Genomic DNA, 14,466 nt, shown 5'->3' with positions numbered 1-14,466 from the left:
TCACCGGTCAGACCCGGTCGGCCGCCATCTGGCGCACGAAGCCACGCTGCACCAACAGCACGAGCACGGTCACCCCGAGCATCACGACGGTGACCGCTGCGCCGTAGCCGTAGCGGAGATACTCGAAGCTGTTGCGGTACGCGAACAGCGGCAGGTACGTGGTGCTGAACGGTGGTGGTCCACCCTCGGTGACGACGAGCGCCGGAACGAACGACGCCTGGAACGCGAACGCTGCGTCGCGCATCGCGAGCACCAGCAACGCCGGTGCCATCAGCGGGAGCGTCACCCGCCGGAACGTCGACACCGAACCGACGCCTTCGACGGCGGCGAGTTCGTAGAACTCCGGCCGGATCTGATTTCGCACGGCGATGGCGATGATGATGCCTTCGCCGATGGTGAACAGACTCATCAACACCACCAGCGCCTTCGCCGAGCCGGGGTCGGTGAACCACGACGGCGTGGGAGCGCCGACGCTGTCGAGAACGACGTTGAGCGGGCCGTACAACGGGTTGGCGATCCACAACCACACCAGGCCATAGGCGATGTCGGGGATGAAGGTCGGCAACAGCACGGCGGTCCGCGCTGGGCCATCACCGCGCTGACGACGATGCAGCAGCATCGCGAACGCGACGACGCCCAGCATTCGGAGCGGTACGGACACGACGACGAATGCGATCGAGTTACGCAGCGAGATGCGGAACACGTCGTCGGCGAACAACTCTCGGAACGTGTCGAGGCCGCGCCACGTCGGATCGCTCACGAGGTCCCATTCGTAGAGCGAGAGCGCCACCGTCCACATCGCCGGTACGACGACGAGGGCGACGATGCCGAGCACGAACGGGGCCGCCATCACGACCATCGAGGCGTCGATGCGACGGCGCGTCACGACGACTCCGCCGCCGACTCGAGCACGACGTGGCGAGCGACCTCTCGCGCGAGTCCGATCTCCTCGCCCGGCGTCGGGCGCTCGTTGCGGCCGGTGGTGACGGAGACCTCCATCACCTCGGTGCCGGTGCCGGTGCCGATCTCCGCTCGCACCACCGCCATGTCGTCGGCGATCTCGACCGAACGCACGCGAGCGTCGACCGCACCATCCGTTCGGGGTGACACGATCGTGAACGCGGCGGGGCGGATGCCGACGACGTCGCCATCCGCCACCTCGCCGGACACCACGAACGGTCCGACCGACCCTCCGCTCGCCACGAAGAGGTTGATGCGAGGCGTGCCGACGAGTCGGGCGACCGTGACGTTCGCCGGGCGCTCGTACAGATCGTCGGCGGTGCCGACCTGCTGCACGACGCCACCATCGACGACGGCGACTCGGTCGGCGACGGCGAACGCCTCGGCCTGATCGTGCGTGACGTGGATCGCCGTCGAACCACTGCCGACCAACGCGTCACGCAGCACACCTCGGACGTCGGCGCGATCGTGCACGTCGAGGCTGCTCAGCGGCTCGTCGAGCAAGACCACGTCCGGCGTTCTGACGAGGGCGCGAGCGAGCGCGACGCGCTGCCGTTCTCCACCCGACAGACCGCCGGGGCGACGATCGACCAGGTCGAGGCATCCGACCAGTGACGCCGCACGCTCGACGCGCTGTACCGCCTCGCCGGTCAGGCGCCGACGACGACTGATCCCGAAGCCGATGTTCTCGCCGACGCTCAGATGCGGCAGGAGCGGGCTGTGCTGGAACACCATGCCCACCCCGCGCTCCCCGGGACGCGTTGCCGTGAGGTCGACGCCACCGATCCTGACCTCGCCGGCGTCGGGGACCTCGAGCCCGGCGATGATCCGCAACAGCGTGCTCTTGCCCGTGCCGGAGCGCCCGAGGACCGCGACGATCTCACCGGCCCGGACGTCGAGGTCGAGGCCAGCGAGCACCGGGCGAACTCCCCACCGCTTGCTGACGCCGCGTACCGAGACGTCGTTGGTCACGGTTGCCCCCGGTCGAACGCGTCGCGCGTCTCGGTTCTGAGCGAGGAGATCAGCTCGGTCGCCTCGCCGCCGACGACGTCGAACACCGCCTCTTCGATCAAGACGTCCGACAGGTCTTCGATCTCGGGCCAGGTCGACAGACTCGGCAGCGGCCGGATCGACGGGATCGCGTCGAGGAAGACCTGCGACCGCGAGGGCGGCAGGTCGGGGTCGAGGAACGCCGACGACTCGGCCACCGTGATGCGTGACGGCACCGTCCGGCCGGTGCGCGCAAGTATCTCGGCACCGACCTCGCCAAGCGCGTACTCGACGAACTCCCACGCAGCGTCGTGGTTCGACGACGCTGTCGTGAGGCAGAAGGCGTCGGAGTGCAACACGTTCGCCGGCTGGCCGTTCGAAGGGATCGGGGCGACGTCCCAGGCGAAGTCGTCGATCGAACGGAACTGCGGCACCGACCGCCGTGACGACATGAACATCGCCAAGCGCCCGTTCAAGAACCGTGATTCGAGACGCTCCGACTCCATCTCCTCATCGGTCGGTATCACGCCCCGCCCGCCGCGGAGATCGATGAACTTCTGGAGTGCTCGCACGGCGGGAGCGTTGTCGAGGGTGTACCCGGTCGGCTGTGCGTCGTCGTCGAACAGTTCGCCGCCTTCCGACCAGACGAACGGCGCGAGCCGCACGATGCCCGGCTCCACCCCCAGCCCGTACTGCTCGACCGTTCCATCACCGTCGTCGTCGAGCGTCATCGCCGCGGCGACCTCGACCATCTCGGCCCACGTCCAGTCGGCGGCCGGCACGTCGAGGCCCGCGGCGGCGAACGCGTCGGCGTTGTAGTACACGGCCAGGCTCGACACGTTCTGCGGAATGCACATCTGTTCGCCGTCCCACACGAAGGCGTCTCGTGCGACCTCGTACAGACCGTCGAGGTCGAAGGTCGGCGATACGTCGGCGAACGGTCCGAGCGGCTGCAGCGCTCCCTTCGACGCGAACTGCCCGAAGAAGCGGTAGTTGACGAGGAAGAGCTCGGGTGGCGACCCGGCCGCAATCGCCGTCGAGATGCGGGTGAGGAGATCAGAACGACTCGCCGCAACGACCAGGTCGACCTCGACGTCGTCGTTCGTCGCCTCGAATGCGTCGACCAACTCGCGGTAGGCAGCAGCCTCCTCCGGCTCACCGAACACCAGGAAGCTCACCTCCCCGTCGCCACCTCCGCCACCACACGCTGCGACGAACACGGCGACGGCGACCAGCAGGCCGACCAGCCGTGGGCGACGAGTGGTCATGATTCCGCTCCACGCAACGACGCGAACAACCACCGCTGGGCGATGGCGAACACGATCACCACCGGCGCCGTGGCGACCACGCATCCGGCGAGCACCACCGAGACGTCTTCTCCGCCGACGAGTTGCAGCGAGCGCAAGCCGAGCGGCACGGTGAACTTCTCGTTCGACGTGACGAACACCAGCGGATTCAAGAAGTCGCTCCACGTCGCCGCGAACGCCAAGGTGCCGACGGCGATCGTCATCGGGCGAGCCATCGGCAGAGCGATGCCGAACCAGGCGCGCCACGGGGACACGCTCTCGAGTTCGGCGACGTCGAACACGCTCCGAGGCAGCATCGAGAAGCTCCAGGCGAAGAGCAGCACCGACAGGGCGTTCACCCCGAACAACGCGGGAGCGATCAACGGCACCATCGTGTCGAGCACGCCGAGTTCACGGTAGACGCCGAAACGCCCGATCAACAGTGCGGTCGTCGGAACGACCATGCCGATGACGGCGAGACCGATAAGGAACCGTGCGATCGAGCGCGGTGCCCGAGCGATGACGAACCCGGCCAACGACGCACACCCGACCGCCAACGGCGTGGCGATCAGGGCGACCACGACCGAATTGGTCAACTGACGAGCGAGATCGACGAGGTGAAACGCCTCGCGATAGCTGTCGAATCCGGCATCGGACGGCAGCAGTTCGGGTCGGCGCAACGGCGGCGAATCAGGTGGCCGGAGCGATCCGACGAACAACACGACAGCTGGCAGGGCCAACGCCACGGCGACGACGACGAGCGACGCCGTCCGCAGCCTCGAAGCCCCCACGGCACCCGCCGAAACCGGATGCGCGTCCGGTGTCCCGTGAACTGGCAACCGTGCTCCCCCTCGTGCTCGCGATCACGCCGACTGTAGCTCTCGCACCCGTCGGCGAGCTCACTCTCGGCGGTCGTTCGATCGTCACGTCATCGCAGGTTTTCACGAGCTGTTCAAGACATCGCCTCGATCGACCGAATAACATGAGTGACCATGCGTGTTCCTCGCACCTTCATCTTCGTGGACCTTTCCGGATTCACGAATTACACGGCTGCCTTCGGCGACGACGCGGCCGGGCGGGTGTTGAGCGCGTTTCGCACGATCGTCCGGTCGGTTGCATCCGAACGCGGCGTCCGTATCGCCAAGTGGCTGGGTGACGGCTGCATGTGCGTCGCCGTCAACCAGCGCGACGCACTCGAGTTCGTGCTCGACCTCGAACAGCGGGCCGCCGACGTGTGCAGCCCACTCACCGTCCGTGCCGGTCTTGCCACCGGTCACGCGCTGCTCTTCGAAGGCGACGACTACATCGGCTCCGCCGTCAACATGGCCGCTCGTCTCTGCGACCACGCCAAGGGCGTCGAAGTCCTGATGCCGACCATGCACATCGAACGCCTGCCCGAAGGCGTGAGCGCTGAGCCGTACGGCGAAGTCGAGTTGCGTGGATTCCCGGGGCCGATCAACGTGGTCGAGCTCACCGGCGTCCCGCAGCCCGTCGATTCCGACGCAAGCGACCTGTGGACCCGCACGCCGTTCATCTGAACGCCCGTCCAGTCTCGTAGTTCTCATGTCGTTCCGCCGCGGTGCCGCACTCCCCGTCTCGACGACGCTCGGTTTCGCCGAGTCGTCCGATCTCGGCCCCACCGCGGGCAACGGGTTCTACAAACGCTGGCCCGACGACCTCGCACTGCTCGCCGATCTCGGCGTCGCCGATCTCCGGTTGACGTTCGACTGGGCTCGGCTCCAGCCCAAGCCTGGTGAGTTCGCCGGCGACTGGGTCGAGCGGTACGAGAACCTGTTCGCCGCGGCCGATGCCATCGGCATCTCGGTGTGGGGTGCCATGTACGACAGTGGCGTGCCGAAGTGGTTCGCCAACGAAGGCGGCATCGACGACGACGAGGCGCTCACCCGCTGGTGGCCTCGGTGGATCGAGCGTGTCGCCGACACCTTCGGCGCTCACGTCGACGGCTGGATCCCGTTCGCGGTGCTGCCGGACTCGCTCCCCGATCAGGTGTGGATCGACACGTGGCGCGTGCTCGGTGCCGGCGAACCGCCGGTCGTGGCCTCGCTCGCCGCCGCCGACGGATACAGCTTCGCCGGGCGTCGCAACGGCGAATTCGACGTGCTCGGCGTGGCGCTTCCGACGCATCTGGCCGATGACCTCGCCGTGACCGACGACGATCTCCGACTGGCCGCCGAACACTGGGAACAGACGCTCAACGACGCTGCCGCCGCCGCGCCCGACGAGCCGATCATGATCAGTTCGTTCACCCCCGCTCACATCGATCCCGACGTGAGCGGCCGGATGATGGAACGCCTCGTCGGGGCGATCGACGCAGCGATCGGCGATGGCATCGACGTCACGACGTGCCTGGTCGAACCAGCGATCGCCGGACCCGACGCTCCCTCGGCCCTCGTCGGCTCCGACCGCACGGCGCTGCCCGCGGCCGACGCCTTCCTCATCGCCCCCGGCGACTGAACCGACCGACCGGCCGCGGCGGCCCGACCACCGCGTCGGGGAGTCGTCCGGTCAGAGGGTCTTCGGGTAGTAGGCGCCCACGTCGGTGGTGAGCACATCGGAGGTGAAATCGGAGTCGAACGGCCAGTCGGCCTCTTCGCCCTTCACCGGCATCTGGACGAACTGTCCGTACTTGCCGCCGACGCGTTCGCGACCAAGCAGCGACCACGCCTGACGCTTGTACGTCCAGTTGTCGGGCTGCAGCCGATGGCAGGCGTTGAAGTGAGCGATCGCCGCGTCGCGCTCGCCCTCCTGCCACAGTTGATTGGCCAACTCGAAGTGTGCCGCTCCCTCCGACTGACCGGTGCTGCGCGGCTGCGACGCCGCGATCACCTGCGACGGCGTCATGACGTACTGGCTGTCGGCGCCGTTGGCGACCCAGTCGCGGATCGCGTCACCGTAGGCCGCCCGGTCCTGGCCGGAGCCGAGGATGTCCCACTGACCGGCGCCGCCCTCGGGAGCTGCCGGTGCGTTGGGGGCCGACGAGAGTTCGGGCCAGCCCTCGAGCATGTCGTCGGGCATCGAGAGTCGTCCTTCGGGCCAACCCGGTTCGGGTGGACGCACGATGATGCCGTTCTCGTCGATCCAGACGACGTTGGGAATGTTGACGACGCCGAACAGCGCGTCCATCTTGTGCGTCGGGTCGAGCAGCGACGGGTGCTCGGGCGATGCGGCTTCGATCAGCGACCGAGAGGCGTCGGGGCCACTCAGTTCGAGCGAGACGGTGACGACCTCGAAGCCGTCGGCGTGGAGTTCGTCACGGAGTGCCTGCCACCCGGGCAGATCGAACGAACAACCTCAATAGGGCGCCCACGAGACGATGACGACCTTCTTGCCACGCAGCGACGACAACCGGAACTCGTTGCCGTCGATGTCGTCGAGGACGAGTTCGGGCGCTTCGGCAGTCGCGAGTGCACGGTCGCCGAGCGACTCGGGACCGATGGCCCAACGGCCGGACGTGTCGTCGTGCACGATCGCCATGCCGAGGCGTTCGGCCGTGGCAGCGAGGTCGAAGTCGCCGCCGCCGAGGGGCACGCAGACCTCGCCTTTGCAGGCGCCTTCGGGCTTGATCTCCCAGCCGGTACCGGCTGCGAACTGGTCGGCGGTCAGTTCGAGTGTGGTGGTCAGCATGATCAGACCCTTCCGCGATAGGTGGCTGATGCGCCGGACGAATCCTTGTTGAGCCGTTTGCTCAGGTGCAGTCCTTCGAGCACGAACTCGACGGCGGAGGCAACAGCGGCTTCCGACTCGTCGCCACCCGTGAGCGCCATGACCGGCTCGCGGAGCGCAGCGACATCGGTGACGAGCTTGGCGAGATCGGCGCTGGTGACGTCTTCGCCGGTGTGGGCGATCGCTCCCTCCTCGAAGGCGTCGACGACGTCGCGGGTCTGACCGGGGTCGATCGCTTCCTTGAACACGGTGAGCACGGCGCCCTTGATGAGCGTGTCGAGAATCATCCCTTCACGCCCTTCCTCGAGCGACTCGATCTCGATCTTGCCCTGCGAGCTGGCGGGCAGCGCGTCGAGGTCGTCGACGCGGGCGACGATGTCGGTCTCACCCGATCGCAGTCCTCGGCGCAGCGCATTGGCCGACAACGCCTCGTAGTTGCTGACGCTCAGACGCACCGACACACCGCTGCGCTGATTGACCTGGTTGCTCGAACGAGCCAGATGGCTGAACGTGGCGACCACGTCGGTCAGGAAGTCGGGCACGCGGACGGTGATCGGACCATCGGGCGTCTCCACATCGAGCGGCACGGCCTCCTGCTTCATGATCGCGACCTCGGTGGCGACCTCGAGCGGGTAGTGCGTGCGAATCTGCGAGCCGAAGCGGTCCTTGAGCGGGGTGATCATGCGGCCGCGGTTGGTGTAGTCCTCCGGGTTGGCCGACGCCATCAGGATGACGTCGAGCGGGAGGCGGATCTTGTAGCCGCGGATCTGAACGTCGCGCTCTTCGAGCACGTTGAGCAGGCCGACCTGGATGCGCTCGGCGAGGTCGGGAAGCTCGTTCATGGCGAAGATGCCGCGGTTGGTTCGCGGCACGAGGCCGTAGTGCAGCGTCAGTTCGTCGGAGAGGTAGCGGCCTTCGGCGACCTTGATGGGGTCGACTTCGCCGATGAGGTCGGCGATCGACGTGTCGGGGGTGGCCAGCTTCTCGCCGTAGCGGGTGTCGCGGTGCACCCACGAGATCGGGGCGTCGTCGCCGTGTTCGGCGACGAGGTCGATCGCGTGCTTCGACACTGGGTTGTACGGGTCGTCGTTGATCTCGCTGCCGGCGATGATCGGCATCCACTCGTCGAGCAGACCGGTGAGCGACCGGATCATGCGGGTCTTCGCCTGACCGCGTTCACCGAGGAAGATCACGTCGTGTCCGGCGAGCAGCGCGTTCTCGAGCTGCGGCATGACCGTGTCTTCGTAGCCTTCGACGCCGCTGAACAGGGGCTCACCTGCAACGACCTTGGCGATCGCGTGTTCGCGGATCTCCTGCTTGATGGGTCGTGACACCCATCCGGATGCGCGGAGTTCGCCCAGCGTGGACGGCCGATCAGAGTTCTCGTCTGCCATGTGTCGAACCTAGTTCACGATCACCGAACCCTCACATCGGAGCCACGCGACCACATCGAGCCCGACCACATCGAGCCTGGGCAAAAATCACCCCCACGCGACCACATCGAGCCTGGGCAAAAATCACCCCCACGCGACGACAATTGGCCTGGGCAGAAATCACCCCCACGCGACCACTTTGAGCCTGGGCAAGAATCACCCTCACGCGACGACAATTGGCCTGGGCAGAAATCATCCTCTCGGGTGGCATCTGCGGGGGTGGGGCATTGCGGCGTACGATCGGGCTGATGGAGTTGGGAGGCCGGTGGGTCGCAACCGAAGCGAACGACGACGTGCGTCGCTTCGGCATCGGTCTCGACAGCGACGACTCGTCGTGGTTGGAGGTCGAGGTGCCCGGCCACTGGCAGCAGACTCCGGAGTTCGCGAACAGCGACGGCCCGCTCATGTATCGGCACCGCTTCGAATCGGCTCCCCCGGCCGAGGGTCGCCGGCGCTGGATCACCTTCGACGGCGTCTTCTACCAGGCCGATGCGTGGCTCGACGGCGCCTACCTCGGCGACCCGGAGGGCTACTTCTTCCCGCACAGCTTCGATGTCACGCAACTCGCCAGGATCGGCGAGGAGCACGTTCTGGCCGTCGAGGTCGCGTGTTCGCCGCAACACGGCGCTCGGTCGAACATCACGGGCGTCCTCCAGTCGTCCGACGTCGTGCCCACCGGATGGAATCCTGGCGGTCTGTGGCGTTCGGTCCGGATGTACGACACCGGCCCGGTTCGCATCGATCGGCTGCGTGTGCTGTGTCGCGACGCCGACGTGCGTCGCGCCCACGTTCGCATCACGGCGCAACTCGACAGCCTCGCCCCACACGAGATCGTCGTCCGGACCCGACGCGACGGACAGGTCGTCGACGAACACACCTCAGCGGTCGCCACCGGCCGGAACGAACTCGAGTGGACGATCGACATCCGCGACCCCGATCTCTGGTGGCCGCGTGAACTCGGCGATCAGCCACTCACCGTGCTCACGGTCGAGATCGAGGTCGACGGCGAACGCAGCGACGAGCGGATGCGCCGGATCGGGCTGCGCCAGATCGAGTGGAACAACTGGATCTGCTCGGTCAACGGCGAACGCCTCTTCCTCCGTGGCACCAACCTCACTCCGATCACGGTCGGGCTCGCCGACACCACCGACGAGTTGATCGAACGCGATCTCGACCACGTCCTGGCACTCGGTCTCAACACGATCCGGGTGCGCGGACACATCAGCCGACGGTGTCTCTACGACCGCGCCGACGAGTTGGGTCTGTTGATCTTGCAGGACTTCCCGCTCGAGCGCACGCACGCTCGGTCGGTTCGCAGCCGCGCCGTCGACCAGGCAACTGCGACGGTCGACTCGCTCGGTCACCATCCATCGATCGCGTCGTGGACGGCTCACAACGAACCGACCAACGCCGACCGCAGCGCCAACGCGGGCTGGCGTGGACGGCTCCGCCGAGTGGCCGCGCAACAGCTCCCGTCGTGGAACAAGTCGGTGCTCGACCGATGGGTGAAGCGTTCGTTCGAGCGTGCCGACGACAGCCGGACCACCGTCGCCCACTCTGGCGTCCTCCCCCACCTGCCGCAGCTCGACGGCACCGACAGCCACCTCTGGTTCGGGTGGCGGCACGGCGATGCGAGCGGGCTCGCCAAGCAGGCGAAGCTGCTCCCGAGCACGGTGCGGTTCGTCAGCGAGTTCGGCTCCGACTCCGTGCCCGAGAGCACGCCGTTCATCGACGAAGCAGCGAAGGGGTCATGGCCCGACGTCGACTGGGACGCGCTCGAAGCCGACCACGGCTACCAGCGCGCCATCTTCGACGAGCTCCTGCCGCCCGACACGTTCCCGTCGTTCGACGAGTGGCGACACACCACGCAGCTGTACCAGTCGCACGTGCTCAAGGTGCAGATCGAGACGCTGCGACGGCTGAAGTACCGACCCACCGGCGGCTTCTGTTTCTCGCACCTGGCCGACGCGATGCCGGCCATTTCGTCGAGCGTGCTCGACCACGAGCGCATTCCGAAAGACGCCTACGAGACGGTGCGGCTCGCGTGCGCTCCGGTCATCGTCGTCGCTGATCAGCTCCCCGACTGGATCAATCCCGGCGATGCGTTGAGCGTCGACGTGCACCTCGTCAACGATCGACGCGTCGCCATCGACGACGCGTCGGTCTCGGCGGTGGTGTCGTGGGCGGGCGGAAGCACCACGTTCCGGTTCGGTGGTCCGGTGCAGCCCGACGAGGTCGCCAAGGTCGGCACCCTCGACATGGTCGTGCCCGACACGCTCGGCGAACTCGCGATCGAGATCGTCGCGAGCGACCCGACCGGCGCGCTGGCCCACAACCGTTACACCACCGCCGTCACCATCCCGCCCGAATGACCGACTGCGTCATCCGGTGTCAGACACCAGATGACGCACGCGGTTCCGACGAGTTGTCGGGATCAGGCGAGGTAGCCGACCACGTCGACCGTGATGTCGGCAGCGGCTGAGGTGTAGATGCACGCCTGACCGCTCGCGTCGAGCGAGGCGACGATCTCGTTGCCGCCGTTCACTCCAGGGACGTAGTTCAGCGCAGCGACCTCGGGTCGTGGCGACACACACGGGTGCACCGTCAGGAACCCCACGCTCTCCGGATTGATCGCCGTGACGTTCAAGATCGCCGCCTTCGCATCGCCCGGCACGCCGCCGCGACCGCCCACCTGCAGCGTGTACTCCGAACCCGCGGAGCGCTTGCCCTCCTTCTCCGACATGTCGTCGACGGTCTCGCCGTTCGCTCTGGTGTCGAGGATGCGAGCGGGAGACACCGAGTTCAGCGCCGTGCCGTTCGGGATGTAGCCGGTCACGTCGACCGTGAGGTTCATTTCGGTCGACACGAACAGACAGATGTCGCCGTTCGCATCGACCTGCGCGATCAGTTCGTTGCCCCGGTTGACGCCAGCGACGACGTTGAGCGACGACGCGTTCGGCGCGGTGGGGAGGCACGGGTGCGCCGTGACGTACCCGTTGCCCGAGGCGCCGATCGATGTGACGTTCACGATGACGGCGGCGGCGTCGGCGGGGACACCACCTCGACCAGCCACGCTCAACTGTTCGAACGCGCCCGCAGGAACCCGACCACGGCCGGCGGCGCGGCCGTCGACGGTCGTTGCTCCGATTCGAGTGTCGAGCAAACGGGCAGGCGTCAACGGCATCCCCCGACCCTCGCCGGGCATGAACGCGACGACGTCGACCGTGAGATGTACGGAACTCGAGGTGTAGAAACACGCCGCGCCGTTCGCGTCGAGCGGCACCGTGACCTCGTTGCCCAGGTTGACTCCAGCGGTGTAGTTGAGCGATGACGCGTTCGGCGGCGTCGGGAGGCACGGGTGAACGGTGACGAACCCGTTGCTGTCGGCGCCGATAGCCGTCACGTTGATCGTCGCGGCCTTTGCGTCGGCGGGCACACCGCCTCGTCCTGCGATCTGGACCTTGTACTCGTCGCCCGCGCCGAGTTTCCCGTCGCCGTTGAAGTCGTCGTCGACCGTCGATTTGCCAGCGCGAGTGTCGGCGAGACGTGCCGGCGACAGCGCGGCGAGCGGGGGCGGCACGTCCAGAATCGTCACGGTCGCCTCGGCATCGGAGATCGTCGTGTCAACTGGGTTGGAGAGGTTCACCGCGAACGTCTCCGACGGCTCCGCGATCGTGTCGTCCGTGATCGGGACGTCGACGGTCTTCACACCGGTTTCGCCAGCGGCCCACGACACGGTGCCGGTCGTTGCGGTGTAGTCGTCGCCCGCAGTTGCCGAACCGTCAACCGTAGCGAGGTCGACGCTGATGGGGAGGTCGACCGAGCCGGTGCGCTCCACCTCCACCGACACCACACCTGCGTTCTCGTCGACGGTCGCGTCGGCCACAGCGACCGAACTCACCGGGTCGACCTCGACGGCGCCGATGTCGATCGTGCCGATCTTGCGCGGGCCACCACGCTGGTCGGTCGCAGGTTCACCAGCGATGGCTGGATCGCCGGCGTCGACGGCCGCGGACCCGCTGAGCGGCGGAGCGACTCGAGTCTCACCGCCGAAATCGCCGACCGGGGACAGATCGGCCGTGTCGGATTCGACGTTCGACGCTCCGAGGCCGGAGCCGACGGGCACCAACGAGTTCGTTGCCGTGACGCTGCCCGGACCGTCGACGAATACCGCAGTGCCTCCGTTCTCCGTGAGGATCGTGTGATCGATGGTGACGTCGGCGGCGTACACCTCGATGCCACCGCTGCTCGCACCTGCGCCGTTGCCGGCGATGGTGGAGTGAGCGATGTCAACGGTGCCGTCGTACAGGTTGAGGGCATGGTCCCCCGCCCCGCCGTTGTCGATCAGCGTGGAACTGGCGATCGAAAGAGTCCCGAGACCTCGATCAGCGGAGACCGCCTCTTCCTCGGAGCCGGTGATCGTGACACGGTTCAGGGTCATGTCCCCCACGTACCTGAGGTACAGACCCACCTCCCCGGCATCGGCGATCTCGGTATCGGTGATGGTGACCACTCCGTCTTCGGCCCGGCGAACACGAATTCCCTCATCACCGGCCCCACTCACGGTGGCCCGTTCGATGGTGATGTCACCTGGGAGCGATGCACCGACCGAACTCTCGATGTAGTTGAGTTCGATGCCCGTGTCGTCGGGGCTGCTGACGGAGACATCCGAGATCGACACGTCGGACGCGTAACGAATCTCGATGCCGCCGTCGCGCTCGGACCCCACCGTGGCGTTCGAAATGTTGATGGCGCCGTCGTAGATGCGTCGCATTCCGACCTCACCGTTGACCTCGACCTCATCGATGCTGATGTCGGCATCGTACGCCCGATACAGGTACAAGCTGGCATACCGCTCGCCGACCACTCGAGAATCGGTGATCGACACGTCACCGTGCATGCGCCGGGCGCGAAGGTACGCCCCGTTGGTGCCGGTGAGCTCGACATTGGAGATGGTGGTGTCTCCGAAGCCGTACAGGCGGAAGGAGGTGTCATCTCCGGCGCCCGTCACGTTCGACACCGTCAGCGTGGGGCTCGTGGCAACCCCGGTGTCGGCGTACAACTGCATGTCGTTGTCGGTGTCGACGCCCGTTGCACTCGCCGTGACATCGGTGATCGTGACGGCTGCCCCTGCGACGTCTTGCAAGCTCCAGGCGTCACCGTTGTCGACGAGTTCGAGATCGGTCAGTGTCACGTCGCCCTCGACGAAGTCGTCGACATAGATCGCGTCGTTGTCGTTGCCGGTGAACGTGGAGTTGGTGACGCTGAGGTTGCCCCGAACTTCTTCGAGACCGACACCCGCGCGACCGTTGTCGTCGAACGTCGATCCGGAGATCATCACATCGCCGTAGACGTCATCTGCGTAGATGGCGCTCGAGTCGTTGCCCGTGAGCGTCGAATCCATCACGGTCAGGTCGTGGACCTGGTTCATCGCCACGCCACGACTGCCGTTTTCCGTCAGCGTCGAGTCGCTGATCGACACCGACCCCGTGACGCTCTCGAAATTCACGCCGTCGGAGGAACTCCCCGAGATGTCGACACGGGTCAGGGTGAGAGTCGGGCCGCCCCCGTTGTCCGATACCTCGATGCCGTCGTCGGGGGCCGCCTCGATCGACAGGTCGGTCACCGTGACCGAGTGGTTGTAGATGTACAACACGTCGCCGTCGTTCGACGTGAGGGTGAGGGCGTCGCGCCCCAGACCCGTGATCGTGAGATCGGTAACGATCCTGAGTTGGCCATTCGTCAGGCCGTCGAATTCGATCGTCGCCCCGGCAAGCGACGGATCGAACACGATCGTGTCGCCGTCTGCGGCAGTGTCGATCGCTTCTCGGAGCGTCAGCCCATCGGCCGGGTCGTCGGATGCGGTGTCGACGGTCAGCGTCGCGGCGCCGACAGGCCCGCCGTCTCCGACGACGAGCATGCCGCCAATGACGGTGATCGCTCCCCCGACGCGGCTCGCCTTGCGTGCGCGGTTACCTGCTGGTGTGGTCATCTGCTCATCCCTCTCCACGGCGTCACCGCCGCCCGTCAAATTTTCGACGGAGCCAGCATGCCACAGCAGCGCGGCCCGAACGTGAACTCGAGCAACGTGAGGCCTTCGACGCACTCCTCAC

General features: G+C 66.8%; 10 protein-coding genes. 3 read left to right on the top strand and 7 right to left on the bottom strand.

Annotation, left to right across the window (positions count from 1 at the left end; translation table 11 throughout):
- Nucleotides 1–7: 7 nt before the first annotated feature.
- Genes YM304_RS03820 through YM304_RS03805 form a run of 4 tightly spaced genes read right to left on the bottom strand, consistent with a single transcriptional unit; the run spans nucleotide 8 to nucleotide 4,027 of the window.
- Entirely contained in the window at nucleotides 8–850 is an 843-nt protein-coding gene (locus YM304_RS03820; RefSeq protein WP_041298873.1) for a carbohydrate ABC transporter permease, read from the bottom strand.
- Nucleotides 851–882: 32 nt separating this feature from the next.
- A complete protein-coding gene (locus tag YM304_RS03815; protein ID WP_015440321.1) occupies nucleotides 883–1,932 on the bottom strand; it encodes an ABC transporter ATP-binding protein in 1,050 nt (349 codons plus the stop codon).
- The gene (locus tag YM304_RS03810; RefSeq protein ID WP_015440320.1) at nucleotides 1,929–3,218 is read right to left on the bottom strand and encodes an ABC transporter substrate-binding protein; all 1,290 of its coding nucleotides are present in this window, start codon (nucleotides 3,216–3,218) and stop codon (nucleotides 1,929–1,931) included. Before YM304_RS03810 ends, YM304_RS03815 begins: the two co-directional genes overlap by 4 nt.
- Nucleotides 3,215–4,027 (bottom strand): carbohydrate ABC transporter permease, encoded by an 813-nt coding sequence (locus YM304_RS03805; RefSeq protein WP_051071307.1) that lies wholly within the window; start codon nucleotides 4,025–4,027, stop codon nucleotides 3,215–3,217. The genes YM304_RS03810 and YM304_RS03805 overlap by 4 nt, the downstream gene beginning before the upstream one ends.
- A gap of 228 nt (nucleotides 4,028–4,255) precedes the next feature.
- Here YM304_RS03805 and YM304_RS21930 point away from each other — a divergent pair, with 228 nt between their 5' ends.
- Together YM304_RS21930 and YM304_RS03795 are read left to right on the top strand one after the other, a co-directional pair.
- Complete coding sequence (locus YM304_RS21930; RefSeq protein ID WP_162142032.1) at nucleotides 4,256–4,774, top strand: adenylate/guanylate cyclase domain-containing protein; 519 nt, start codon at nucleotides 4,256–4,258, stop codon at nucleotides 4,772–4,774.
- A gap of 25 nt (nucleotides 4,775–4,799) precedes the next feature.
- Nucleotides 4,800–5,711, top strand: a complete 912-nt coding sequence (locus tag YM304_RS03795) for a family 1 glycosylhydrolase (protein ID WP_015440317.1) — start codon at nucleotides 4,800–4,802, stop codon at nucleotides 5,709–5,711.
- 51 nt (nucleotides 5,712–5,762) lie between these two features.
- On the opposite strand, the gene YM304_RS25745 is transcribed toward YM304_RS03795, so the two are convergent.
- Together YM304_RS25745 and YM304_RS03785 are read right to left on the bottom strand one after the other, a co-directional pair.
- Nucleotides 5,763–6,881, bottom strand: coding sequence for a ResA-like WAxxUGC motif-containing protein (locus tag YM304_RS25745; RefSeq protein WP_407927670.1), 1,119 nt, complete (start codon nucleotides 6,879–6,881; stop codon nucleotides 5,763–5,765).
- Nucleotides 6,882–6,883: 2 nt separating this feature from the next.
- Complete coding sequence (locus YM304_RS03785) at nucleotides 6,884–8,314, bottom strand: hypothetical protein (protein WP_015440314.1); 1,431 nt, start codon at nucleotides 8,312–8,314, stop codon at nucleotides 6,884–6,886.
- A gap of 287 nt (nucleotides 8,315–8,601) precedes the next feature.
- Between YM304_RS03785 and YM304_RS03780 the strand changes: the two genes are divergently transcribed.
- Nucleotides 8,602–10,725, top strand: a complete 2,124-nt coding sequence (locus YM304_RS03780) for a glycoside hydrolase family 2 protein (protein ID WP_015440313.1) — start codon at nucleotides 8,602–8,604, stop codon at nucleotides 10,723–10,725.
- A gap of 62 nt (nucleotides 10,726–10,787) precedes the next feature.
- Here YM304_RS03780 and YM304_RS03775 read toward each other — a convergent pair whose 3' ends face one another.
- On the bottom strand, nucleotides 10,788–14,345 hold the full coding sequence (locus YM304_RS03775; RefSeq protein WP_083908198.1) for a right-handed parallel beta-helix repeat-containing protein: 3,558 nt from the start codon (nucleotides 14,343–14,345) through the stop codon (nucleotides 10,788–10,790).
- Nucleotides 14,346–14,466: the final 121 nt, after the last annotated feature.

It is taken from the genome of Ilumatobacter coccineus YM16-304 (assembly GCF_000348785.1).
Taxonomy (GTDB): domain Bacteria; phylum Actinomycetota; class Acidimicrobiia; order Acidimicrobiales; family Ilumatobacteraceae; genus Ilumatobacter_A; species Ilumatobacter_A coccineus.
The sequence above is the reverse complement of the archived record's forward strand: the minus strand, read 5'-3'. Positions and strand labels throughout refer to the sequence as shown.